The following is a 22,281-nucleotide window of genomic DNA, read 5'->3' as shown; positions in this document are numbered from 1 at the left end:
CTTAACTTCCTGAATTCAATACTGCTTTTTCAGCAACCATACGTGCCGATTTATCTGCACGTAAAATAACATCAATATTATTTGCAGCTGAGTTTTCAACTTGCCCCAACACATGTTCCACAATTTGAGGGATTTGAGTAAAGCCAATTTTCTCATGCAAAAATGCTGCCACGGCGATTTCATTGGCTGCATTTAAAATCGTAGGAGCTAAGCCTCCAGCCTTCATGGCTTGACGTGCTAATTTTAGCGCTGGGAATCGCTGTATATCAGGCTGTTCAAAATTTAACTGAGAATGAATAAATAAATCTAATGGAGGCACATGTGTTTGAATACGCTTCGGCCATGCTAATGCATGAGCAATAGGCGTACACATATCAGGATTACCCATTTGCGCCAAAGTCGAACCATCTACATATTGAACCATTGAATGAATGATACTCTGTGGATGGACAACAACTGTTACAAATTGTTCTTCAACTGCAAAAAGATGACAGGCTTCGATCAATTCCAAGCCTTTATTCATCAGCGTTGCAGAATCAACTGAAATTTTTTGCCCCATCGACCAATTTGGATGCTTACAGGCTTGGGCCGGCGTTACACTTTGCAATTGTTCTAAACTATGATGTAAAAATGGACCACCAGAAGCGGTAAGTAAAATTTGTTTGACACCTAGCTTTGGCTGACCATGACGCTCACCTTGTAGATAAGTTTCAGGCAAGCATTGGAAGATTGCATTATGTTCAGAATCGACTGGCAGTAACAAAGCATTATTTTCACGTGCGGTCTGAATCATGATGTCACCCGACATCACCAACGCTTCTTTATTTGCTAGTAAGACACGCTTACCCGCTTTCGCAGCAGCCAATGTAGGTAGCAACCCTGCAGCCCCCACAATAGCGGCCATGACCACATCAACTTGTGGATGTTCTGCCACTGCGATTAATCCTGCTTCATCATGCAGGATTTCAATATCAGTTAATTTTTCAGCTACGAGTAATTGGCGCAGTTCATCCACTTTATTGAATGGAACAACTGCGATTTTCGGTCGATATTGTTTGCATATTTCGACAAGTTCTACAATTCGGCTATGTGCAGTGACTGCAAAAACTGAATACTCTTCGGGGTGCTGTTGCAGAATCTTTAAAGTACTTTGACCAATGGATCCTGTTACACCCAATATACAAACAGATTGTGACATCTATAAATCTACGCCAATTAATTTTAAAACATACATACCTGCCGCAAAGATAGGTGCTGCAGCAAGCAACGAGTCAATACGATCCAGCACACCACCATGTCCGGGAAGAATACGACCAGAATCTTTGATCCCTGCACGACGCTTGATCATCGATTCAAATAAATCACCAAGTACTGAACTAAATACTGTTATTACTGAAAGTATTAAAAATAAAATATGTTCAGCGATGCTTAAATCAAGATAAATAATTTCAACAACAATAACAATTAGCATTGCAGTGAATAGACCGCCATATAAACCTTCGATCGATTTATTTGGGCTCACATCTGGTGCAAGTTTTTTCTTACCAAATTTACGTCCCACGAAGTATGCACCACTGTCTGCACCCCATACCAACAGGAACAGATACATGAGCCACCAAGGTGAGTTCATCCACACAGAAAAAATAGCAGTTACCGCAGCAGGAACTAAGACTAAACCAATACCACTCAGACTCGGGTTATACCAGTTATCGTAATCAGGATAAGACTTCACCCAATAGACACTTAAGATCCAAGTAAAGATCGAAGCCGCCCAAAGCAGTAATGCAACATCTGTAAAATGCAATGCTAGTGCTGAAAGAATAGCAGTGACTAGACCATAGCCCCAAGCGAAAGGTTTAATCACATTTTGTGTATTCCGCGGCATGAGTTTGAACCACTCATAACCCGCGACAGCTGATGCAATAATCATCAGCACAAGCATTGGGTATTTAGACTCGGTTGCAAACATGCAACTCAGTACAACTGAAACCAGTACCAATGCGGTTATTATCCGCTCTAACATTTATTTATTCTCAAACTGCTCTTGTTGAATCTGCTCTGAAGTCTTACCAAAACGACGTTCACGACCACCAAATACCGCTAGTGCGTCGTCAAATTCTTCAATGGTAAATTCAGGCCATAATGTCTGGGTAAAATAAAGTTCTGCATACGCAGCTTGCCAAAGCAAGAAGTTCGAGAGACGGAAATCACCACCTGTACGAATTAACAAATCTACCGGAGGTAGATCACTTAAACTGACATATTGACCAAAGACTTCAGCATCCACTGCTTCAAGATTTATTTTGTTAGTTAAAACATCTGCTGCGATTTTTTTTGCAGCCTGTGTCATATCCCACATACCACCGTAACTAATTGCAATAGTTAAAGTCATGCTGTCGAAATTAGCAGTCCTTTGTTCAGCTTGCAACATTAAGTCACGTAAGTTAGGAGATAAACGAGAACGATCACCAATAAAACGTAGGGAAATGTTAAATTTTTCCATGCGTGGCAACTGTTCATGAATGGTTTCTTCAAGAAGAGCCATCAACAAATCAACCTCAAACTGAGGACGATTCCAATTTTCACTCGAAAAAGCAAAAACGGTCAGTGCTTGGATATTTCTTTTACGACAATGTTCAACGATGGGATCTAGGATGTCCTTTCCAGAACGATGCCCTTCACCTTTTTGCATTTGATTCTTTTTGGCAAAACGATTGTTGCCATCCATAATGATGGCAACATGTTTTGGAAGACGGGAAGTTTCTTCAGATGAGGTCATTAAAACTTAGACCTTCATCAATTCAGCTTCTTTTGCAGCCAGACGTTTTTCAACTTCAGCAACGAATTTGTCTGTGATTTTTTGAATGTCATCACCCGCACGACGCTCATCATCTTCAGAAATTTCTTTTTCTTTCAACAATGCTTTGATATCACCCAAAACATCACGACGGATGTTACGGATCGCAACTTTTGCATTTTCAGCTTCGTTACGTGCAACTTTCTGCATGTCTTTACGTGTTTCTTCTGTTAATGCAGCCATAGGAACACGGATGGCATCAGCAGTAATCGGGTTTAAGCCCAAGTCAGATTCACGGATTGCTTTATCAATTGCAGCAACCATTGAACGTTCAAAAGGCTGAACAAGTAAAGTACGAGAATCTTCTACACCCACGTTCGCTACTTGGTTTAATGGCACATCAGAGCCATAGTAAGGAACCATAACACCATTTAAAATTGATGGGTGCGCGCGCCCTGTACGAACTTTAGCAAAACCATGCTCTAGAGAATCTAGAGATTTGTTCATACGGTCTTCTGCGTCTTTTTTAAGATCGTTAATCATGTGATCTTCCTTACTTAATTCGAAAAGATGTAAATTCTAAAATAGCTTGTAGTATAAAGAGCTTTAGGGTCCACGTACATTAGTTCGTAACGTGAGTACCCTCTTTTTCACCCATTACCACTGAAAGTAATGAACCTGATTTGTTCATATCAAATACTTGAAGTGGAACGTTGTGGTCACGGCATAAGCAGATCGCTGTTAAATCCATCACACCCAGTTTTTCATCTAAAACTTGGTCAAATGTTAATGCATCATATTTCACTGCATCTTCATATTTGCTTGGATCTTTGTTGTATACGCCATCAACTTTCGTCGCTTTAAGAATAAGATTGGCTTCAATCTCGATACCGCGTAAGCATGCTGCTGTATCTGTCGTAAAGAATGGGTTACCCGTACCTGCGACAAATACACAAACTTCGCCACGTGTTAAATGACGAATTGCATCACGGCTAGAATATGATTCAACTACAGCACCAATGGGCAAAGCTGACATTAGACGAGTTTTGATATTACGACGTACCAAAGCATCACGCAGTGCCAAACCGTTCATCACAGTGGCCAACATACCCATTTGGTCACCTGTTACACGGCCAACCAAACCATCTTTTTGTAATTGGCTACCACGGTAAAGGTTACCACCACCGACAACGATACCCACTTGAACACCCAAACCAACAAGGTGCGCAATTGCGAGTGACATTTGATCGAGCACTTGTGCATCGATACCCATCTCTTTATTGCCCGCTAAAGCTTCACCTGAAAGCTTAAGCAGGATGCGACCAAAACGTGGTTTTTTAGAATCAAGCATCATCAACTCCGAATTATTTAATTTCAATTATTTTTAATGAATCGTTTAAGCAGACTTAACCGAGATCAGTTTTGCAAATAAGTCATATTCATCTGCATCTGTGATTTCTACTTCAAGTAAATCACCTGCTTTAATCACTGACTTATCGATATCTTCAACAAATACATTACCGTCAATTTCAGGTGCATCTGCATAAGAACGCGCAACAGCAACTGGGAACTCTTCTTCAAGATCATCCACCAGTACTGTCATTTTCTGACCGATACGGCTTTGCAATTTCGCAGCAGAGATTTCTTGCTGAACTTGCATGAAACGTTCATAACGCTCTTGTTTGATTTCTTCAGGCACATGATCTGGCAAATCATTTGCAGTCGCGCCTTCAACTGGTGAGTAAGTAAAACAACCCACACGATCAAGCTGCGCTTCTTTTAACCAATCAAGCAACATTTGGAAGTCTTCTTCAGTTTCACCCGGGAAGCCCACAACAAATGTAGAACGAATCACAAGATCAGGACATTTCTCACGCCAAACTTTTAAACGCTCTAGTGTATTTTCACTGTGCGCAGGACGTTTCATGAGTTTTAAAATCTTAGGACTTGCATGTTGGAATGGAATATCCAAATACGGCAGGATTTTGCCTTGTGCCATTAAGTCAATCACAGCATCCACATGTGGATATGGATATACATAGTGCAGACGCACCCAGATACCCAATTGACCCAATGCTTCACACATGTCATAGAATTTGGTTTTAACGGGCTGACCGTTCCAGAAGTCCAATTTGTATTTGGTGTCTACGCCATAAGCAGATGTATCTTGAGAAATCACTAAAACTTCTTTTACGCCTGCTTTTTTCAGTGCTTGAGCTTCAGTCAATACTGAACCTACTGGACGAGAAACCAAATCACCACGCATGCTCGGAATAATGCAGAATGTGCAACGATGGTTACAACCTTCTGAAATCTTCAAATAAGCATAATGTTTTGGTGTTAATCGAATACCTTGTTCAGGTACTAGATCAATAAACGGATTGTGTTTCGGTGGCTCAGGCACGTATTCGTGCACAGCTTCCATCACTTCTTGATATGCCGCAGCACCTGTCACTTTTAAGACATTTGGGTGCATTTGGCGAATTTTGTCTTCGTCTTTACCTAAACAACCAGTCACAATTACGCGACCGTTTGAACTCATCGCTTCGCCAATGGCATCTAGCGACTCTTGTACTGCAGATTCAATAAAACCACAGGTATTTACAACTACTAAATCGGCACCATCATAATCTGATGCTACATCATAACCTTCAGTCTTTAACTGAGTTAAAATTCGTTCGGAATCTACCAATGCCTTAGGACAACCTAAAGAAACAAAACCGACTTTGGGGGATTTCATGAATCTGCGCTCCACTATAATCCGCGTATTGTATGTCTTTTCAAAACATAAAAACAGGTGAAAAGGCCACTCTTTATATCACGCACCAAAATAATGCTATAAATTCATCCATATAATTTCATTTGCACCATTTTAATGCATTTTAGATTTACAGCCTGTTTTTAATCAGCTATACACTTTATTTAAAGTCTTAAATAAGCGCATTTATTCAAATAAGCATCAAAACTTAGCGTATTTCTGAAATAGTTGGCTTATATCTTGCATAACTTGCATCAATTCGAACCTTATTAGATTGAACGATTTGCTTTATGAAGATGCCATTGCGCCATTTTAAGACAGGAACCTCTCGCTAATGGATCAGACTATGACGATTGATTACCGGCTTTTAGTGGATAATTTAACCACTGCCATTTTATTGGTCGATAGCAACCTGAATATTTTTTATTTAAATTCATCATGTGAAGCGCTTTTTGACATCAGCTTACTTCGTGCATCAGGTCAGCCTGTATTAAATTTACTCCATATGCCCGATGATGAATTCAATACGCATGATGCATTAATGAATACATTAACTTCTGGCCAGCACTATACGCGCCGAGAAGCAACGATTAATGTCAACTTTAAAGACATTCATGTTGATTACACCGTGTCACAACTCAACTCTGGCAAACCCTACCACCCGTTGCTATTGATTGAACTCAATCAAATCGACCGGATGTTGAAAATCTCTAAAGAAGAAAACCTGATTCAACAGCATCAAGTCGCACGACAACTGATTCGTGGTGTTGCCCATGAAATTAAAAATCCACTTGGTGGTATCCGTGGGGCGACACAACTTTTAGCGCGTAGCTTAAATGATCCGAAGTACAGCGAATTCACCGACATTATTATCAGTGAGGTGGATCGATTACGTAATCTTGCTGACACTATGCTTGGCTCTAGACAATTGCCAAGTTACGAGCCAGTCAATGTGCACGAACCACTTGAACGCGTCCGTTCACTGATCGTCAACCAAACCAAGAAGAAAATTAAGATCACCCGTGATTACGACCTTTCTTTACCGGATGTTTTCGCAGATCGTGATCAATTGATTCAGGTCATGCTGAATATCAGTGTTAATGCCGTTCAGGCAATGACGGAAAACAAAGAGTTCTTTGTTGAGCACCAACCAGAACTCACTTTGCGCACACGTATTCAACGTTTAGTCACCATCAACGGTGTATTAAAACGCTCTGCGGTACGCGTTGACATCGAGGACAATGGACCGGGTGTCCCACAAGAAATATTAGAATCCGTATTTTACCCTTTAGTGACAGGACGAGCGAAAGGCACAGGTCTCGGTCTAAGCATTGCACAAAATATTATGCATCAACATAACGGAATGATTGAATGCCAATCAGTTCCTGGAAAAACAGTATTTAGCCTATATTTACCTTGGGAGTCAGATCATGTCGCGTAATAAGATTTGGGTCATCGATGATGATCGCGCCATGCGTTGGGTGCTGGAAAAAACATTCAAAGAAGAAGGTTTTGATGTTACCAGTTTTGAAGAAGCACAATCCGCTTTAGATCAGTTAAGTGTCGATGCGCCAGATGTTATTTTGACAGACATCCGTATGCCGGGTATTGATGGACTGACCTTTTTAGGTAAAGTCAAAGGCAACTACCCTGACTTACCTGTGATCATCATGACCGCACATTCAGATTTAGAATCTGCTGTGTCGAGCTATCAAACGGGTGCATTTGAATATCTACCAAAACCTTTTGATATTGATGAAGCTTTAGCACTTGTAAACCGTGCAATTTTGCATATTGCCAAATTACAACAACAAGAATCTGCTAAAACCATTCAACCGATTCAATCTACAGAGATTATTGGTGAATCACCTGCTATGCAGGAAGTCTTCCGTGCCATTGGTCGTCTTTCTCAATCACACATTACTGTATTAATTAATGGTGAATCAGGCACAGGGAAAGAATTGGTTGCGCATGCGCTGCATAAGCATTCACCACGTGGCAACAAGCCTTTTATTGCGCTCAACATGGCGGCAATTCCAAAGGATTTGATCGAAACTGAATTATTTGGTCATGAAAAAGGCGCGTTCACCGGTGCCAACACACAGCGTCAAGGTCGTTTCGAACAAGCCAATGGCGGGACTCTTTTCCTTGATGAAATTGGCGACATGCCATTTGAAACCCAAACCCGCTTATTGCGTGTTTTAGCGGATGGCGAATTCTACCGCGTTGGTGGTCACATCCCAGTCAAGGTGGATGTCCGTATCGTTGCAGCAACGCACCAAGACTTAGAAAAGTTAGTACATGAAGGTCGCTTCCGTGAAGACTTGTACCACCGTCTAAATGTGATTCGTATTCATATTCCAAAACTTGCACATCGTAGTGAAGATATTCCGATGCTTGCACAGCATTTCCTTGCAAGTGCAGGTAAAGAACTTGGGGTAAGTCCGAAGATTCTGCGTCCTGAAACGCAAGAATACATGCAAAAACTGCCATGGCAAGGTAATGTGCGTCAGCTTGAAAATACCTGTCGTTGGTTAACGGTTATGATCACAGGCCGTGAAGTTTATCCAGAAGATTTACCGTCTGAATTAAAACAGATTCCAATTCAAGGTACAGATGGCAACCCTTCTGCTCAAGGGATTGATCGCATCGGTGTGCATCATTGGGATGAATTACTTGGTCAATGGGCCGTACAAAAACTGAAAAACGGTGAGATGAAAATTCTCGACATTGCCACACCAATGTTTGAACGCACCCTCATCAATGCTGCACTACAGCAAACACGTGGGCGTAAGCGTCATGCTGCAGAACTTTTAGGTTGGGGTCGCAACACCTTAACCCGTAAACTCAAAGAACTTGGCATGGACAGTGCCGAAGATGATGTCGAAGAAGAATTAGAAAGTTAATTTTCTGATTTACATTAAAAAAGCCAGTCACTTGACTGGCTTTTTTATTTTGAGATTTTTTAGCAATATTTTATGCCGTAAAGCCGACATAACGTGAATAACCTTCCACCCCTAAATCAGACTTATAAATCAGAAACTCAGGGAAACTTGAGGCGGTAATTTCAGTAAACATATGATACTGATCATCATTAGCATGCAAGTCATCGACTGTATGCTGCATAGTTTGCTCAAATTCATCGGTAATAAACTCAAAACCAATATCCATTGCAATAAACAGCACATGCTCACATGGCTGTACATACTGCTCTTCTGACCAATCAATCACTTGCTGCTGACAATGTGGACACTGAATGTTATCTGAAGGAGAAATATCAAGTTCGATCAATTGATAAGACATAGAAGTAAATTTATTCATGAATATTAGATTTATTCTAACAAAACTTAGTTTCAGCTAAAGATATTTATTCAATAAAAAAGGAGCCGTAGCTCCTTTAAATATGACTGATTTCGATTATTTCTTAAGGGATGACTTATAGGCAGATAATGCAGCCACCGCGATAGCCGACAAAGCAATACCCGGCGCACTTGCAATTAAAATACCTGTCGTTCCTAGACCTAGCGCCAAAATCTTGCCTGTAAGTAATGGACCTGTCATTGCACCCAAACGTCCCCATGAAATTGCACTTCCCACACCTGTCACTTTCCCAGCTGGTGTATAGAAAATTGGAGAGATCCCATACAAAATCGATTGACCACCTGTAGAGAAAATTCCGCCCATGATGCCTGCAGCAATGAGTACAGGAATGGAATTTGTTGTAAACAGCACAAATAATGCCACAAACAAACCTGAATAGATAATCACTGCCATTTGCCATAATTTTAGGCGATCTAGCAAGTAGCCTAAACCCAGCGTACCAATCACCGCGCCCACTTGGAACATCAACATGATCATAAAAGCTTGTTGCTTTTCCAACCCTTGTTCCATAAGCAAGTTAGGCAACCAACTGATCAGAATATAGTTCACCATTAAGGTAAAGAAGAAACTCAACCAAAGCGGCAAGGTATATTTATAACGCTGTTCAGCAAAAAGGATTTGCCCCATCGGAGGAACCGCTTCTTTGCTTTCTGCCTGAACTTTTTCAGTACGCTTATCTTTTAAGATAATCGCCATGAATGGAATCAAGATTAAAGGCGTTAAACCACCAATTAAAAACAGTGTATGCCAAGAGATATCTTTAAAAATAATACCCAAGCCAGCAACAAAGATTGCACCTACAGGTAAGCCGCAGTACATCAAACTATTTAAGCGTCCACGGTTAGCATCCGTCGCTTCATCACCCACCACCGAGATCATCGTTGGCATCGCAGCGCCCAAACCTAAACCTGTAAAGAATCGTGCGATATATAAAATTTCAATACTTGGTGCAACTGCCGTTATAGACATAAATACACCGAAGATAAAAATCGACAACATTAGGACTTTCTTCTGCCCCAAATAGTCAGCGACACGCCCCCCAAAGAACGCGCCAAATAACATACCAAATACACCCAAGCTAAACACATAGCCCATTTGCACCTGATCTAAGGAAAATGTCGCTGCGATTCCTTTTGCTGCGATACCGGGTGCTTGTAGGTCAAAACCTTCAAAAAATGCCACCCAGAAACACAAAAATACTGTTAGAATTTTTTGCATTTTTCCCGATTGTTGATTTGCCATAATCAAACTCCATTCATGTAGCGTAAACCCACTTGTACGCCATGCCCTGAAGTTTCGGCTTTATTGGGTAGAATAAATACCACTACAAAGGTCGGAATTCACACGACCAAAAGCCCACCATTAAGACTTAAAACTTTGTATATCAATAGTTTTTAGATCTTATTTTTTGTATTTATAATTAATTATCAATCACTTAGGTTTATGAAAGATTTTAATAATCAAACCATAGCTAAAACTAATGATGATCAAAATATTCATTTAATCCGATCAAATACCAACAGCCAATAATTTATTGGTAATAAAAAACCCGCAACTGAGCGGGTTTTTTATTGCTTAAAACCTTATGCAGATTTTTTTGCTGCATTATTCTTACGGATGGTAATCATCACCAATTGAACAGCCGCAGGTGTAACACCCGGAATACGACTTGCTTGTGCCAATGTTTCAGGCAATACATTTTTCAGCTTCATGGTGATTTCACGTGAAAGACCAGAAACGACATCATAATCAAAATCAGCTGGAATACGCGTATCTTCCAAACGCTTCATTTGCGCAACGTCTTCTTGCTGACGGTTAATATAACCTGCATATTTCACAGCAATTTCAATTTGCTCACCCACAAATGCCGAAACTTCAGAACCCGTCAATTCAGCAATTTGAGCAAAGTTGATATTTGGACGTTTGAGCAAATCAATTGCATTGGTTTCTTTTGACAGGTCATCGCCAGTCATTTCAACGAATTTTTTGCCTAGTGGATTGTTTGGCGCTGCCCAAAGGTGTTGTAAACGACCTTTTTCAGTTTCAACAGCTTCCATTTTTTGACAGAAAGAATCCCAACGTGCGTCATCCACCAGCCCCATTTCACGGCCAATTGCTGTTAAACGCTGATCCGCATTGTCTTCACGCAACATCAAACGGTATTCCGCACGCGAAGTAAACATACGGTACGGTTCTTTAGTACCGAGAGTAATCAAGTCATCAACCAATACACCCATGTACGCTTCATCACGTTTTGGTGTCCATTGCTCTTGATCCCATGCACGACGTGCTGCGTTTAAGCCTGCAAGCAAACCTTGCGCACCCGCTTCTTCATAACCCGTTGTACCGTTAATTTGACCTGCAAAATACAGGTTATTAATCGATTTGGTTTCTAAAGAGAATTTCAATGATTGTGGATTGAAATAATCGTACTCAATCGCATAACCTGGACGCAAAATGTGCGCATTTTCCATACCACGAATCGAGCGAACCAATTCAAACTGAACATCGAATGGTAAAGAAGTTGAAATACCGTTTGGATAAAGCTCATGTGTGTCCAAACCTTCAGGTTCCAAGAACACTTGATGCGAATCTTTATCGGCAAATTTATGAATCTTATCTTCAATAGATGGGCAGTAACGTGGACCCACACCTTCAATCACACCAGTATACATTGGTGAACGGTCTAAGCCGCCACGAATGATATCGTGAGTTTTTTCATTGGTATGTGTGATATAGCAATTGATTTGCTCAGGATGCATCGATGCATCACCCATGAACGACATACTCGGAGATGGGAAATCACCCGGCTGTGGCGTCATCACAGAGAAATCAACTGATCGTGCATCGATACGAGGTGGTGTACCAGTTTTTAAACGACCTACGGGTAAGTTCAATTCACGAAGGCGCGCAGCCAATGAAATTGAAGGAGGATCGCCCGCACGACCGCCTGAAGCATTATTTAGACCTACGTGGATCACACCACCCAAGAATGTACCTGTAGTCAATACAACAGTTTTCGCATCAAAGCGAATACCCATCTGAGTAACCACACCTTTTACAGTGTCGCCCTCAACGATTAAGTCGTCAGCTGCTTGTTGAAAAATATCCAAGTTCGCTTGATTTTCTAAGGTTTCACGAATCGCAGCTTTATAACGAATACGGTCAGCCTGCGCACGAGTCGCACGAACAGCCGCACCTTTACGTGAGTTTAAAATACGGAATTGAATACCACCTTTGTCGGCAGCCAATGCCATAGCACCGCCAAGCGCATCAATTTCACGTACTAAATGTGATTTACCAATACCACCAATGGCTGGGTTACAGCTCATCTGCCCTAAAGTCTCAATATTATGAGTTAAGAGTAAAGTCTGTCGACCCATACGTGCCGCAGCAAGAGCTGCCTCAGTACCCGCGTGACCGCCGCCGATAACAATGACATCGTAAACTTTAGGATAATGCATAGTGGTAAAGGAGATTAAAAAAGGATGACGGAAGATTATAGCAAAAATTCACCGATAAGTTGACTGATTAACTCGATTTTATTGTTATTGGCTACTGTTTTATTCCTATATATTTCTTTATGAACATACATACTTTGCATATTCCACATAAAAATATACATTTCTCAAGCAAATGTTACTCGAAGATTGTTGTTTTATTCTGATGATTTTTTATTCTGTTATAGATCCCATGAGAATCATAAGGACCATAAGCATGAATAAGAATATTTTGCTATCCACGGTTTTATGCGGTTTATGTTTATCACCACTTGCTGCCTCAGCCAATGATAAAGTTGAGAAAGTGTATGATGCACAGCGATATCAACAAGTCTGTAAAGGTAAAAGTCAAGGCGCTCAAGTATCATTTGCCTATCGCGGTATTATCTGGAATGGTACTTGCGAACCACAATTTTTTAGCTCTTCCAAAAATGCAAATCTGCATGGCGAAGAAGCAGAATTATTAAGCACATGTAGTGCAGATGCAAAAGCCACTACTGCAACGATTAATGGGCAAGAAATTAAAGGAAAATGTGCTTTAGGGTTCACTCCTCCTCGTCCTAAATAAACAGTTGTCGATAAAAATATCGACCAATTAACAGATCAAAAATAAAGCGGGTAAAACATCAGTTTTTACTCGCTTTTATTTATTGCTTATTTATCAAACTGAGATAAACTCAAAAACACTATAAGGATAAAAATATCAGGAAATTCCATGGATTCGGGATTATTTGCATTTTTTCTACCCATTGCTTTAGCCATTATGATGATGGGTTTGGGACTTGAACTTTCAATCAAAGACTTTTTACGCGTTGGACGCTATCCAAAAGTTATTTTCATCGCTTTATTTACTCAGCTTATTCTACTGACCAGCATTGCGTTTTTCCTGTGTAAGTTGCTTGAGTTACCCCCTTTACTCGCGGTCGGGCTCATGTTGCTTGCGGCTTCACCCGGTGGCCCCACAGCAAACCTTTATAGCTACCTATATAAAGGTGATGTTGCATTAAATATTAGCTTAACGGCCATTAACTCAGTTGTTTCGTGCTTTACATTACCTTTTATTGTCAACCTTTCCATTTTGCATTTTGTTGGTGAAAGTACCAGTATTGGCATGCCTATCGATAAGATCACCCATGTATTTCTGATTATTTTGATACCGGTATGTTTCGGTATGTTTATTCGTAACTCCTTTCCGACCATTGCATATCACATCAACAAACCGATGCGAATGTTATCTATTTTTTTATTAATTCTTATCTTTACACTCGCAGTTTTGCGCGAACAATCCAACATTATTACGTATTTTGCCAGCGTCGGCATTGCAACCTGTTTACTCTGTTTCAGTGGACTATTTTTGGGTTACTTAATTCCATTCCTCTCGGGTGTACCTGAAAAACAGGCTCGTGCGTGTACCTTTGAGATTGGTATTCATAACACCAGTATCGCCCTAACCATCGCACTGAGTGTGCTTGAAAACACCACAGTGGCGATACCTGCCGGTGTTTATTCTATTTTTATGTATTTATTGGCGACCTTATTTGGTTTTATTTTGACGCGCCGTGGCAGTCACTTGATTCAACAAGTGAAAACCTAAACTATTTTTTCTAACGCAATCACCATAAGGACTTTGGTGAAAAACCATTAAATATGCTCAAGGAGAATAAATAAGATGGATTCTGGAATTATTACGGTTCTTTTGCCATTAGCACTGGCCTTTATTATGATCGGGCTTGGGCTAGAACTTACCCCCAAAGATTTCGCACGTGTCACCAAGCACCCTAAAGCCGTGTTGATCGCATTATTTTGCCAGCTCGTGTTGCTTGTCGGTATCGCCTTTCTACTATGTAAACTGCTAGCATTACCACCACTGCTTGCTGTCGGATTGATGCTACTCGCAGCCTCACCCGGTGGTAGCACAGCTAACTTATTTAGCTATCTATTTAAAGGTGACTTGGCTTTAAATATTACCCTGACCGCCATCAACTCAGTCATTGCAGCATTAACCCTTCCATTGATCGTGAATTTTTCGATCATGCACTTCATGCAAGAAGGGCAACAAATCAGTCTACAGTTTGGAAAAATCCTCCAAGTTTTCGGCATCATTATCATCCCAGTCTGTATAGGTATGCTGCTTCGTCACTATGCACCTAAACTGACTGAGAAACTGCATAAACCACTCCGCATCTTTGCTGTGGTCTTTCTCATCTTAATTATTATCGGTGCTATTTACTCTGAACGACATAATATTGCGGCTTATCTAACCCAAGTTGGCTTAGCTACGGTTCTATTCTGTATTTTCAGCTTATGTATCGGTTATTTTGTTCCGAGACTATTCGGCATCAATAGTGCTCAGGCACGTGCTTGTGCATTTGAAATCGGGATTCATAACAGCACGTTGGCCATGACCATCGCCTTAACAGTGATGGCAAGCTCTGCAGTTGCAATGCCTGCGGCAGTATATTCAATCTTTATGTACATCTTTGCCGCTGTATTTGGTTTCGTAATTACACGTTTTGCACCGATCTCGACAACAGCTACCGAAACAATTAAAAGTTAAGGCGCTGAAAAGTTAAAAGGATGCCACATGCATCCTTTTATTTTTTGTCAATTTTGATAATCGCTAGCTGCAAGTTGCCGAGTTCCGTTACAATAGCTTTTTATAAAACTCATTTAGGTTATGTCCGTGAAGTGGTTACAAATTCATATTACTGTTGAAAAAGCTCAAGTTGATTACACTGAAACGCTGCTCAGTTCTTTAGGTGCAGTCAGTGTCACGCTAGATGATGCAGAAAATCAGGATTTACTTGAACCACTTCCAGGTGAAACACCACTTTGGAATAAAGTGATCGTTACTGGTATCTATGCACAAGAAGATGATGAAGAAATTGATGTTGCTGCATTAGAAACATTTATTAAAGCGCAACTTCCTGAAGCACCAATGCGCAGCGAATTCATTGAAGACCAAGAATGGGAACGCACATGGATGGATGCTTATGAGCCTATTCAAATTGGTGAAAAATACTGGATCGTACCAGAATGGATGGAAGCGCCAGAAGCAGACGCCGTAAACATCAAACTAGACCCAGGTCTTGCTTTTGGTACTGGTAACCATGCATCAACATTCTTATGCCTACAATGGTTAGGTAAAGTTGACCTTAAAGATAAAATCGTAATCGACTACGGTTGTGGTTCTGGTATTTTAGGTGTTGCCGCTTTACTTTTGGGTGCCAAAAAAGTTTATGCCACTGATATTGACCCACAAGCCGTTTTAGCAACACAACAAAATGCCGAATTGAATGGTGTACTGGAAAATTTGTATGTAGGCCTACCTGAAGAGTTCAACCAAGAGCTCGCTGGACAAAAAGCCGATGTATTTGTTGCCAATATTCTTGCAGGCCCTCTAATGGCCTTGGCTGCAGAATTCTCAACTTTAATTAAATCTGAGGGAGAGTTCGCACTTGCAGGTGTGATTGAAGAGCAAGTTTCTGATGTTTCTAGTGTTTATTCTGAATTTTTTGATATATTAGACGTAGAAAAACGTGACGAAACATGGTGCCGAATTTCGGGTAAACGCCAACAGTATTAAAATTTAAAATGTGTACTTATGAGCGACAAATTAACTAACTGCCCTACTTGTTTTACAACATATAAAGTAACTGTTCCGCAGCTTACTGTCGCTCAGGGCATGGTTTGTTGCCCAAAGTGCTCTACATCTTTTAATGCACTGTCTCATTTGGTGGTAGATAAAGCGTTGTCTTTTTCTACCCCTGAGCAAGAAAATGCACCGCAGAAAAACTCCAATACTATTATTAATGTCAGCGAATTTAATAATACGCTTACACCAGTGACTGTTGAAGAAACACCAACCCACCATTTATTAAAACTATTTGATCAAAAAGTCGAAAACTCTAATATCGATCTAAAAACGTATTTAAATAACTTAAATTATTTCAGCACCGAACCGATCGGCAACCTGCCTGCTGTAAATTGGGCAGAACAGGCTGAAAAAGATAAAAAACGTACACCACTGAATTATTTTATGTGGTTCTGTATTAATGCCTTCTTATTTGGTGCACTTATATTCCAATTTTTCTGGTTCAATCCACAATATTTAAAAAACAGTCCAGTGATGGGTGCTGCATTTACTGCGGTCTGTGATGTATTCAATTGTTCACGCCTAGAGGAACATTACAGTTTAATTAGTACCAAAAAAGTCAAAATTCGTAGCATTGGAAATAATGAAACACGTTTTACAGGTGAAATGATCAATTTTCATGACCGTAGCCTAGCCTTACCCAATATGAAAATTTCACTAAAAGAAAATGGTACTGAAATAGCAAACTATACGCTTTTACCTGAAGAGTATTTGGACAAAAGTCTGCATGGCATCCAACGGATCCCAAAAAGTAGTCCTTTTAAATTCCAATTTAGCCTACCAATTGCACGCAAAAGCTTCGATAATCATTCAATTGAGTTGATTCGCCCCTAATATTGGAAAAAACTATTAAAAAAGTAAAAAAAACATAAAAAAAATGCAGTTTTCTTGCTCACTTTTTCCTAGACAATGGTATGATACGCGCCACGAAAGCTTTGTGCTGCAAACTCCTCGCTAATTTTTCACAACAAATACAATCCCAACCGTGCGCTTTAATATTTATTGCGTATTGAGTAGATTTTTTGTTTGTTTTTTAGGCTGTAACAATTATTAATCTATTGTTACGCTTATTTTTCGAACAATTTTGCGAGTTGTGTCAAGCTACAAGTAATGTACAAGTTTTAGAACTCCGCATTAGGAACTAAAACGGAGTTCATTCAAGTTTATAGACCACTTTTAACAAATCACTTTACCCAAGTGATATTTGATTTTTCGGATTAATTCGCATGAATAGCAAATCTCCTATTTTTACTGCACAATCTGATGTCGCTCTTCGTATTCACGTAGATCGCGCAGTTCGCCACTACTTTGCACAATTGCAAGGCGAGCAACCATCTCAGGTATACGATATGGTGCTGGCGGAAATGGAGAAGCCTCTTCTATCTGTAGTTCTTGAATATACACGTGGTAATCAAACCCGCGCTGCTGAGATTCTCGGCTTAAACCGTGGTACTTTACGTAAAAAGTTGAAAGCTCACGGTTTAATGAGTGAATAAATGATAAAATGCTTGCGGCTTCCGCAGGCATTTTTTTTAACCTGCATTTTGCTAATTTTGTTTTAATCTGTTCCTTGAAAACTGTGACGAAGATCATGACTATTAAACGCGCTTTAATCTCTGTGTCTGACAAGACTGGAATTGTTGAATTTGCACAAGAACTTGCTGCTCTAGGGGTAGAAATTTTATCTACTGGCGGAACATACAAATTGTTGAAAGACAATAATGTTGCCGTAGTTGAAGTTTCAGAGCACACAGGTTTCCCAGAGATGATGGACGGCCGTGTAAAAACGCTACATCCGAAAATTCATGGTGGTATCTTAGCTCGTCGCGGTCTAGACGAAGCTGTGATGGCTGAACACAACATCGATGCAATCGATTTAGTTGTTGTTAACCTTTATCCTTTCGCTGCGACTGTGGCTAAACCGAACTGCTCACTTGCTGATGCTATTGAAAATATCGACATCGGTGGTCCGACTATGGTTCGTGCTGCTGCGAAAAACCATGCATCTGTAGGTATCGTAGTAAATGCATCTGACTATGGAACTGTTGTTGAAGAGTTAAAAGCTGAAGGCGCATTATCACATGCAACTCGTTTTGACCTTGCCGTTAAAGCATTTGAACATACTGCACAGTATGACGGCATGATTGCATCTTACTTAGGCGCTCGCGTAGGTAAGGAAGAAGGTCAAGCAGATAAATTTGCGCGTACTTTCAATACTCAATTGAACAAAGTTCAAGACTTACGTTACGGTGAAAACCCGCATCAATCTGCTGCTTTCTATGTAGAAGACACAGCAACTGAAGCATCTGTTTCTACTGCGAAACAACTTCAAGGTAAAGAACTCTCTTATAACAATATTGCAGACACTGACGCTGCACTTGAATGTGTGAAATCATTCGCTAAACCTGCTTGTGTAATCGTTAAGCACGCAAACCCATGTGGCGTTGCAGTTTCACTTGACGGCATTCAAGCTGCTTATGACCTTGCATACGCAACTGACCCTGAATCTGCATTCGGTGGCATCATTGCATTCAACCGTGAATTAGACGTTGCAACTGCTCAAGCCATTGTTGACCGTCAATTCGTTGAAGTGATCATTGCTCCTAGCGTTGCTGAAGGCGTGCTTGAAGTGACTGGCGCGAAGAAAAACGTACGTGTACTTGTATGCGGCGAGCTTCCTGCGATCACTGAGCGTAAAGCACAGCTTGACTACAAACGTGTAAATGGCGGTCTATTGGTTCAAGACCAAGACTTAGGCATGATCACTAAAGATGACCTTAAAGTTGTGACTAAACGTGCGCCAACTGAAGCAGAAATTGATGACTTGATCTTTGCTTGGAAAGTTGCGAAATACGTTAAATCTAACGCGATTGTTTATGCGAAAGGCCGTCAAACGATTGGTGTTGGCGCAGGTCAAATGAGCCGCGTTAACTCTGCTCGTATTGCTGCGATCAAAGCTGAACATGCTGGTTTAATAGTTGAAGGTGCGGTAATGGCATCTGACGCATTCTTCCCATTCCGTGATGGTATTGATAACGCTGCGAAAGCGGGTATCAAATGCATTATCCAACCAGGTGGTTCTATGCGTGATGAAGAGACAATTGCTGCTGCTGATGAAGCTGGTATTGCAATGGTCTTCACTGGCATGCGTCACTTCCGTCACTAAGTTGGCAACTTGATCATGACAATTAAGCACATTTTTTTGCTTAATACACTAGATTTCTAATCTTGCATAAAGTCCTCTCCTATTTTTAGGCTGAGGACTTTATGTCATTTTCGATTCATGGAGTATGAACCGATGAATATTTTAGTTTTGGGTAATGGCGGTCGTGAACATGCATTAGCCTGGAAAATCGCGCAAGATGACAAAGTCGCAAAAGTCTTTGTAGCACCGGGTAATGCGGGTTCTGCAACTGAAAATAAATGCGAAAATGTTGCGCTTAACATTTTAGACAATGCAGCGATTATCGACTTTGCAAAAAACAATGCTGTTGATTTAATCGTGGTTGGTCCAGAAGCACCGCTTGTCAATGGTGTAGTCGATGCTTGCCGTGAAGCGGGTGTAAAAATTTGGGGTCCAACTCAATTTGCAGCACAGCTTGAAGGCTCTAAAGCATTTGCTAAGCATTTCTTAAAACGCCACAACATTCCAACTGCTTTCTATGATGTATTTACAGAAGTAGATGCAGCAAAAGCATTTGTTGAAAAAAATGGTGCACCAATCGTTATCAAGGCAGATGGCCTTGCTGCGGGTAAAGGCGTAATTGTTGCCATGACCAATCAAGAAGCATTTGATGCGATTGATGACATGCTTGCAGGCAACAAATTTGGCGATGCTGGCTCACGTGTAGTAATCGAAGAATTCCTTGCAGGTGAAGAAGCATCTTTCATTTGTATGATTGATGGCGACAACATCTTGCCGATGGCGACTTCTCAAGATCACAAACGTATCTTTGAAGGCGACCAAGGTCCAAATACGGGCGGTATGGGTGCTTACTCTCCTGCTCCTGTGGTGACGGCTGACGTATTTGAAAAAACCATGAATGAAGTGATGCGTCCTACCGTTGAAGGTATGAAAAAAGACGGTCATGTTTATACAGGTTTCTTATACGCAGGTTTGATGATTGATGAACAAGGTCAACCAAAAGTGATCGAGTTCAACTGTCGTTTTGGCGACCCTGAAACTCAACCAATTATGATGCGTTTAAAATCATCTCTAGTTGATTTGGTTGAAGCTGGTATTGCAGGTAACTTACCAAAAGAAGCAGATTGGGATGAGCGTAAGACTGTAGGTATCGTACTTGCGTCACGTGGCTACCCAGAAACGTCTAGCAATGGCGATGTAATTTCAGGTTTAGACACTGAAATGGCTGATGCGAAAGTATTCCATGCAGGGACTAAAGCACTTGAAAATGGTGATATTGTGACTGCTGGTGGTCGTGTGCTTTGTGTGACTGCGCTAGGCAACACCATTGGCGAAGCTCAAGCGAAAGCATTAGAGCTGTGCCAAAAAGTAACGTTTGACGGCGTTCAATACCGTAAAGATATTGGTTACCGCGCAATTGCACGTGAAAATGCTTAATCATTAATTTAATTAAGTAAAAAAACCCCGCTTATTGCGGGGTTTTTTAACAATATAAGTTCTAAGCACTAGGCTTATGCTGAGGACTGCCTTTCCATTTAAAAGCGTTTAAAACTTCTGTCAAAATACTTTGCAAATGATTCATCGATTCAGGTGATACATCTACTTCACCATAATGACCATCTGCCATAGTTGATCCATACTTAGAGCCATTTAAACAATTTAATATTAATGCACCTTGTTGAGCATTAATAAAACTATTCTCAACAGGCTTTAAATCCAAAGGCTTATTATATGCTCCCAATCCCCTTGATCTATCTTCGAGATGCTGGGCGGTATTCCTAACATCACGTAAATCAGGAAAAAATTCTGACATTTTCAAATACGCAGTTTTCAGCTCCGTTGGAACATCTTTATTATTTGATAAAACTTTAAGAAATTTATCAAAAGTATCCAAAGCATATAAAAATGCTCGTGCATATATAAATGCTAAATTATGATTAAACTCCCTAGGTATATGACCTTGACTCCATTTTTCTCTTTTAAAAATAATTTCCGTTTTTAAATTAATCTCTTCCATATAATCCCAATGATTCTTACCCTCTTGTAAAATCTCTACTTCAATCTCCTTCCTTATTTCACTTCTTCTATTATTTTCTCGAAGCCAATCATCTTTAGAAGTTGATTCTTGGTGAACCATTGAATGGAACAGATTTAAAGCTAAATTTGCCTCAAAAAATTGCGCTTCTAACGAACGAAGCTGATTTTCAATCGCCCAACTCCATTCACGATCTTCATAATCAAGCCAAGTCCCAGGTATAATTATTTCAAAAATATACATCACATCTACTCACGGTCTTTTTATAATAAGAATAAGGAAATTATAGTATTACATATATGATACAACTCCCAACCCCTCGCCTTATCCTCCGCCAATGGCAAGACTTCGACATTGCTCCATTCACCCAAATGTGTGCAGATGACGATGTCATGCGCTATTTTCCTAAAAAACTCGATGCTTCTGAAGCTACTGCCTTTATACAACGCATACGTGATGCAATCGAAACACGCGGCTGGGGCTTATATGCTGTCGAGCTTAAAGCTACAGGTGAATTTATTGGCTTTATCGGCTTACACATACACCCACCTGAGTTTGAAATAGCCGATGCACCTGAAATTGGCTGGCGGCTACTGCCGCAATATTGGCATCAAGGTTATGCTACTGAAGGTGCGAAAGCAGTTCTCAAACATGCTTTTCGAAATCTAAGACTTGAGAAAGTCATTTCATTTACAGCGTGTTTAAATAAACCATCCGAACATGTTATGCAAAAAATTGGTATGCAAAAAGTCCGTGAGTTTAATCATCCACTTGTACCACTAGAGCATCACTTAAATAAACACGTGCTGTATGAAATACAACGTAGTGATTATTGCACATTCCATTTTGCTAATTGAATATTTATTCACAGCAAAACCAAAGCACATTAACTCTGCCAAACAGTGGTTATAGGTGATGTTAAATTCTTTAATTTTAGTAACTACAGGATTTCGTATAAGAAAGCTAATTCATTCATTAAATCATATAAAAAACCCCGCTAAATGCGGGGT

General features: G+C 40.4%; 21 protein-coding genes. 11 read left to right on the top strand and 10 right to left on the bottom strand.

From position 1 onward, the window contains the following. Window position 1 precedes the first annotated feature (1 nt). The 6 genes from ispC to rimO all read right to left on the bottom strand — a co-directional run bounded on the left by ispC (window position 2) and on the right by rimO (window position 5,537). Complete coding sequence (gene ispC, locus FTU29_RS01360; RefSeq protein ID WP_180119935.1) at window positions 2–1,198, bottom strand: 1-deoxy-D-xylulose-5-phosphate reductoisomerase; 1,197 nt, start codon at window positions 1,196–1,198, stop codon at window positions 2–4. Then, complete coding sequence (locus tag FTU29_RS01355) at window positions 1,199–2,023, bottom strand: CDP-archaeol synthase (RefSeq protein ID WP_078193533.1); 825 nt, start codon at window positions 2,021–2,023, stop codon at window positions 1,199–1,201. It lies immediately after the preceding gene. Then, the gene (uppS, locus tag FTU29_RS01350) at window positions 2,024–2,779 is read right to left on the bottom strand and encodes a polyprenyl diphosphate synthase (protein ID WP_180041113.1); all 756 of its coding nucleotides are present in this window, start codon (window positions 2,777–2,779) and stop codon (window positions 2,024–2,026) included. Window positions 2,780–2,785: 6 nt separating this feature from the next. Then, window positions 2,786–3,340 (bottom strand): ribosome recycling factor, encoded by a 555-nt coding sequence (frr, locus tag FTU29_RS01345; protein WP_078188724.1) that lies wholly within the window; start codon window positions 3,338–3,340, stop codon window positions 2,786–2,788. 79 nt (window positions 3,341–3,419) lie between these two features. Further along, a complete protein-coding gene (gene pyrH / locus FTU29_RS01340) occupies window positions 3,420–4,148 on the bottom strand; it encodes a UMP kinase (RefSeq protein WP_078193535.1) in 729 nt (242 codons plus the stop codon). A gap of 45 nt (window positions 4,149–4,193) precedes the next feature. Continuing rightward, window positions 4,194–5,537 carry a 30S ribosomal protein S12 methylthiotransferase RimO gene (rimO, locus tag FTU29_RS01335; protein ID WP_111883759.1) on the bottom strand — a complete coding sequence of 448 codons (1,344 nt, stop codon included), beginning with the start codon at window positions 5,535–5,537 and terminating at the stop codon, window positions 4,194–4,196. 352 nt (window positions 5,538–5,889) lie between these two features. Here rimO and glnL point away from each other — a divergent pair, with 352 nt between their 5' ends. Together glnL and glnG are read left to right on the top strand one after the other, a co-directional pair. Next, the gene (glnL, locus tag FTU29_RS01330; protein ID WP_180119933.1) at window positions 5,890–6,996 is read left to right on the top strand and encodes a nitrogen regulation protein NR(II); all 1,107 of its coding nucleotides are present in this window, start codon (window positions 5,890–5,892) and stop codon (window positions 6,994–6,996) included. Continuing rightward, on the top strand, window positions 6,986–8,461 hold the full coding sequence (gene glnG / locus FTU29_RS01325) for a nitrogen regulation protein NR(I) (protein ID WP_180115185.1): 1,476 nt from the start codon (window positions 6,986–6,988) through the stop codon (window positions 8,459–8,461). Before glnL ends, glnG begins: the two co-directional genes overlap by 11 nt. A gap of 70 nt (window positions 8,462–8,531) precedes the next feature. Here glnG and FTU29_RS01320 read toward each other — a convergent pair whose 3' ends face one another. From FTU29_RS01320 to mnmG, 3 genes are all read right to left on the bottom strand, one after another. Further along, the gene (locus FTU29_RS01320) at window positions 8,532–8,858 is read right to left on the bottom strand and encodes a hypothetical protein (protein WP_078193710.1); all 327 of its coding nucleotides are present in this window, start codon (window positions 8,856–8,858) and stop codon (window positions 8,532–8,534) included. 114 nt (window positions 8,859–8,972) lie between these two features. Further along, window positions 8,973–10,178, bottom strand: a complete 1,206-nt coding sequence (mhpT, locus tag FTU29_RS01315; RefSeq protein WP_180109131.1) for a 3-(3-hydroxy-phenyl)propionate transporter MhpT — start codon at window positions 10,176–10,178, stop codon at window positions 8,973–8,975. 341 nt (window positions 10,179–10,519) lie between these two features. Further along, window positions 10,520–12,400, bottom strand: a complete 1,881-nt coding sequence (gene mnmG, locus FTU29_RS01310; RefSeq protein ID WP_180119931.1) for a tRNA uridine-5-carboxymethylaminomethyl(34) synthesis enzyme MnmG — start codon at window positions 12,398–12,400, stop codon at window positions 10,520–10,522. Window positions 12,401–12,653: 253 nt separating this feature from the next. On the opposite strand from mnmG, the gene FTU29_RS01305 reads away from it, so the two are divergent. From FTU29_RS01305 to purD, 8 genes are all read left to right on the top strand, one after another. Continuing rightward, on the top strand, window positions 12,654–13,004 hold the full coding sequence (locus FTU29_RS01305; RefSeq protein WP_078188731.1) for a hypothetical protein: 351 nt from the start codon (window positions 12,654–12,656) through the stop codon (window positions 13,002–13,004). A gap of 147 nt (window positions 13,005–13,151) precedes the next feature. Continuing rightward, window positions 13,152–14,030: a bile acid:sodium symporter family protein gene (locus tag FTU29_RS01300; protein ID WP_180119929.1), complete on the top strand. Its 879-nt coding sequence runs from the start codon at window positions 13,152–13,154 to the stop codon at window positions 14,028–14,030. 75 nt (window positions 14,031–14,105) lie between these two features. Next, a complete protein-coding gene (locus FTU29_RS01295; RefSeq protein WP_180119927.1) occupies window positions 14,106–14,993 on the top strand; it encodes a bile acid:sodium symporter family protein in 888 nt (295 codons plus the stop codon). Between the two features lie 126 nt (window positions 14,994–15,119). Next, window positions 15,120–16,022, top strand: coding sequence for a 50S ribosomal protein L11 methyltransferase (gene prmA / locus FTU29_RS01290; protein WP_078188734.1), 903 nt, complete (start codon window positions 15,120–15,122; stop codon window positions 16,020–16,022). An 18-nt stretch (window positions 16,023–16,040) separates the two neighbouring features. Beyond that, entirely contained in the window at window positions 16,041–16,925 is an 885-nt protein-coding gene (locus tag FTU29_RS01285; RefSeq protein ID WP_180119926.1) for a DUF3426 domain-containing protein, read from the top strand. A gap of 392 nt (window positions 16,926–17,317) precedes the next feature. Continuing rightward, window positions 17,318–17,587, top strand: a complete 270-nt coding sequence (gene fis / locus FTU29_RS01280; protein WP_001086304.1) for a DNA-binding transcriptional regulator Fis — start codon at window positions 17,318–17,320, stop codon at window positions 17,585–17,587. Between the two features lie 95 nt (window positions 17,588–17,682). Further along, entirely contained in the window at window positions 17,683–19,257 is a 1,575-nt protein-coding gene (gene purH, locus FTU29_RS01275) for a bifunctional phosphoribosylaminoimidazolecarboxamide formyltransferase/IMP cyclohydrolase (RefSeq protein WP_180119924.1), read from the top strand. 132 nt (window positions 19,258–19,389) lie between these two features. After that, window positions 19,390–20,673 (top strand): phosphoribosylamine--glycine ligase, encoded by a 1,284-nt coding sequence (gene purD, locus FTU29_RS01270; RefSeq protein WP_180102149.1) that lies wholly within the window; start codon window positions 19,390–19,392, stop codon window positions 20,671–20,673. Between the two features lie 61 nt (window positions 20,674–20,734). Here the strand turns inward: purD and FTU29_RS01265 are convergent, their stop codons facing one another. After that, window positions 20,735–21,514 (bottom strand): hypothetical protein, encoded by a 780-nt coding sequence (locus tag FTU29_RS01265; RefSeq protein ID WP_180119922.1) that lies wholly within the window; start codon window positions 21,512–21,514, stop codon window positions 20,735–20,737. Between the two features lie 56 nt (window positions 21,515–21,570). Between FTU29_RS01265 and FTU29_RS01260 the strand changes: the two genes are divergently transcribed. Continuing rightward, window positions 21,571–22,128 (top strand): GNAT family N-acetyltransferase, encoded by a 558-nt coding sequence (locus FTU29_RS01260; RefSeq protein ID WP_180119920.1) that lies wholly within the window; start codon window positions 21,571–21,573, stop codon window positions 22,126–22,128. Window positions 22,129–22,281 lie beyond the last annotated feature (153 nt).

Origin of the sequence: Acinetobacter sp. YH12086 (assembly GCF_013419345.1) — a bacterium.
GTDB lineage: Bacteria > Pseudomonadota > Gammaproteobacteria > Pseudomonadales > Moraxellaceae > Acinetobacter > Acinetobacter amyesii.
Note: the sequence above shows the minus strand (reverse complement) of the source record. Positions and strands in the feature narration are given on the sequence as shown.

Excerpts from the sequence above, each read along its gene's own strand:
- mhpT (WP_180109131.1), bottom strand. The coding sequence starts at position 10,178 with ATGGCAAATCAACAATCGGGAAAAATGCAAAAAATTCTAACAGTATTT.
- pyrH (WP_078193535.1), bottom strand. The coding sequence starts at position 4,148 with ATGCTTGATTCTAAAAAACCACGTTTTGGTCGCATCCTGCTTAAGCTT.
- FTU29_RS01260 (WP_180119920.1), top strand. The coding sequence starts at position 21,571 with ATGATACAACTCCCAACCCCTCGCCTTATCCTCCGCCAATGGCAAGAC.
- uppS (WP_180041113.1), bottom strand. The coding sequence starts at position 2,779 with ATGACCTCATCTGAAGAAACTTCCCGTCTTCCAAAACATGTTGCCATC.
- ispC (WP_180119935.1), bottom strand. The coding sequence starts at position 1,198 with ATGTCACAATCTGTTTGTATATTGGGTGTAACAGGATCCATTGGTCAA.
- FTU29_RS01305 (WP_078188731.1), top strand. The coding sequence starts at position 12,654 with ATGAATAAGAATATTTTGCTATCCACGGTTTTATGCGGTTTATGTTTA.
- FTU29_RS01265 (WP_180119922.1), bottom strand. The coding sequence starts at position 21,514 with ATGTATATTTTTGAAATAATTATACCTGGGACTTGGCTTGATTATGAA.
- FTU29_RS01320 (WP_078193710.1), bottom strand. The coding sequence starts at position 8,858 with ATGTCTTATCAATTGATCGAACTTGATATTTCTCCTTCAGATAACATT.
- FTU29_RS01285 (WP_180119926.1), top strand. The coding sequence starts at position 16,041 with ATGAGCGACAAATTAACTAACTGCCCTACTTGTTTTACAACATATAAA.
- glnL (WP_180119933.1), top strand. The coding sequence starts at position 5,890 with ATGGATCAGACTATGACGATTGATTACCGGCTTTTAGTGGATAATTTA.
- purD (WP_180102149.1), top strand. The coding sequence starts at position 19,390 with ATGAATATTTTAGTTTTGGGTAATGGCGGTCGTGAACATGCATTAGCC.
- purH (WP_180119924.1), top strand. The coding sequence starts at position 17,683 with ATGACTATTAAACGCGCTTTAATCTCTGTGTCTGACAAGACTGGAATT.
- frr (WP_078188724.1), bottom strand. The coding sequence starts at position 3,340 with ATGATTAACGATCTTAAAAAAGACGCAGAAGACCGTATGAACAAATCT.
- fis (WP_001086304.1), top strand. The coding sequence starts at position 17,318 with ATGAATAGCAAATCTCCTATTTTTACTGCACAATCTGATGTCGCTCTT.
- FTU29_RS01355 (WP_078193533.1), bottom strand. The coding sequence starts at position 2,023 with ATGTTAGAGCGGATAATAACCGCATTGGTACTGGTTTCAGTTGTACTG.
- mnmG (WP_180119931.1), bottom strand. The coding sequence starts at position 12,400 with ATGCATTATCCTAAAGTTTACGATGTCATTGTTATCGGCGGCGGTCAC.
- glnG (WP_180115185.1), top strand. The coding sequence starts at position 6,986 with ATGTCGCGTAATAAGATTTGGGTCATCGATGATGATCGCGCCATGCGT.
- FTU29_RS01295 (WP_180119927.1), top strand. The coding sequence starts at position 14,106 with ATGGATTCTGGAATTATTACGGTTCTTTTGCCATTAGCACTGGCCTTT.
- FTU29_RS01300 (WP_180119929.1), top strand. The coding sequence starts at position 13,152 with ATGGATTCGGGATTATTTGCATTTTTTCTACCCATTGCTTTAGCCATT.
- rimO (WP_111883759.1), bottom strand. The coding sequence starts at position 5,537 with ATGAAATCCCCCAAAGTCGGTTTTGTTTCTTTAGGTTGTCCTAAGGCA.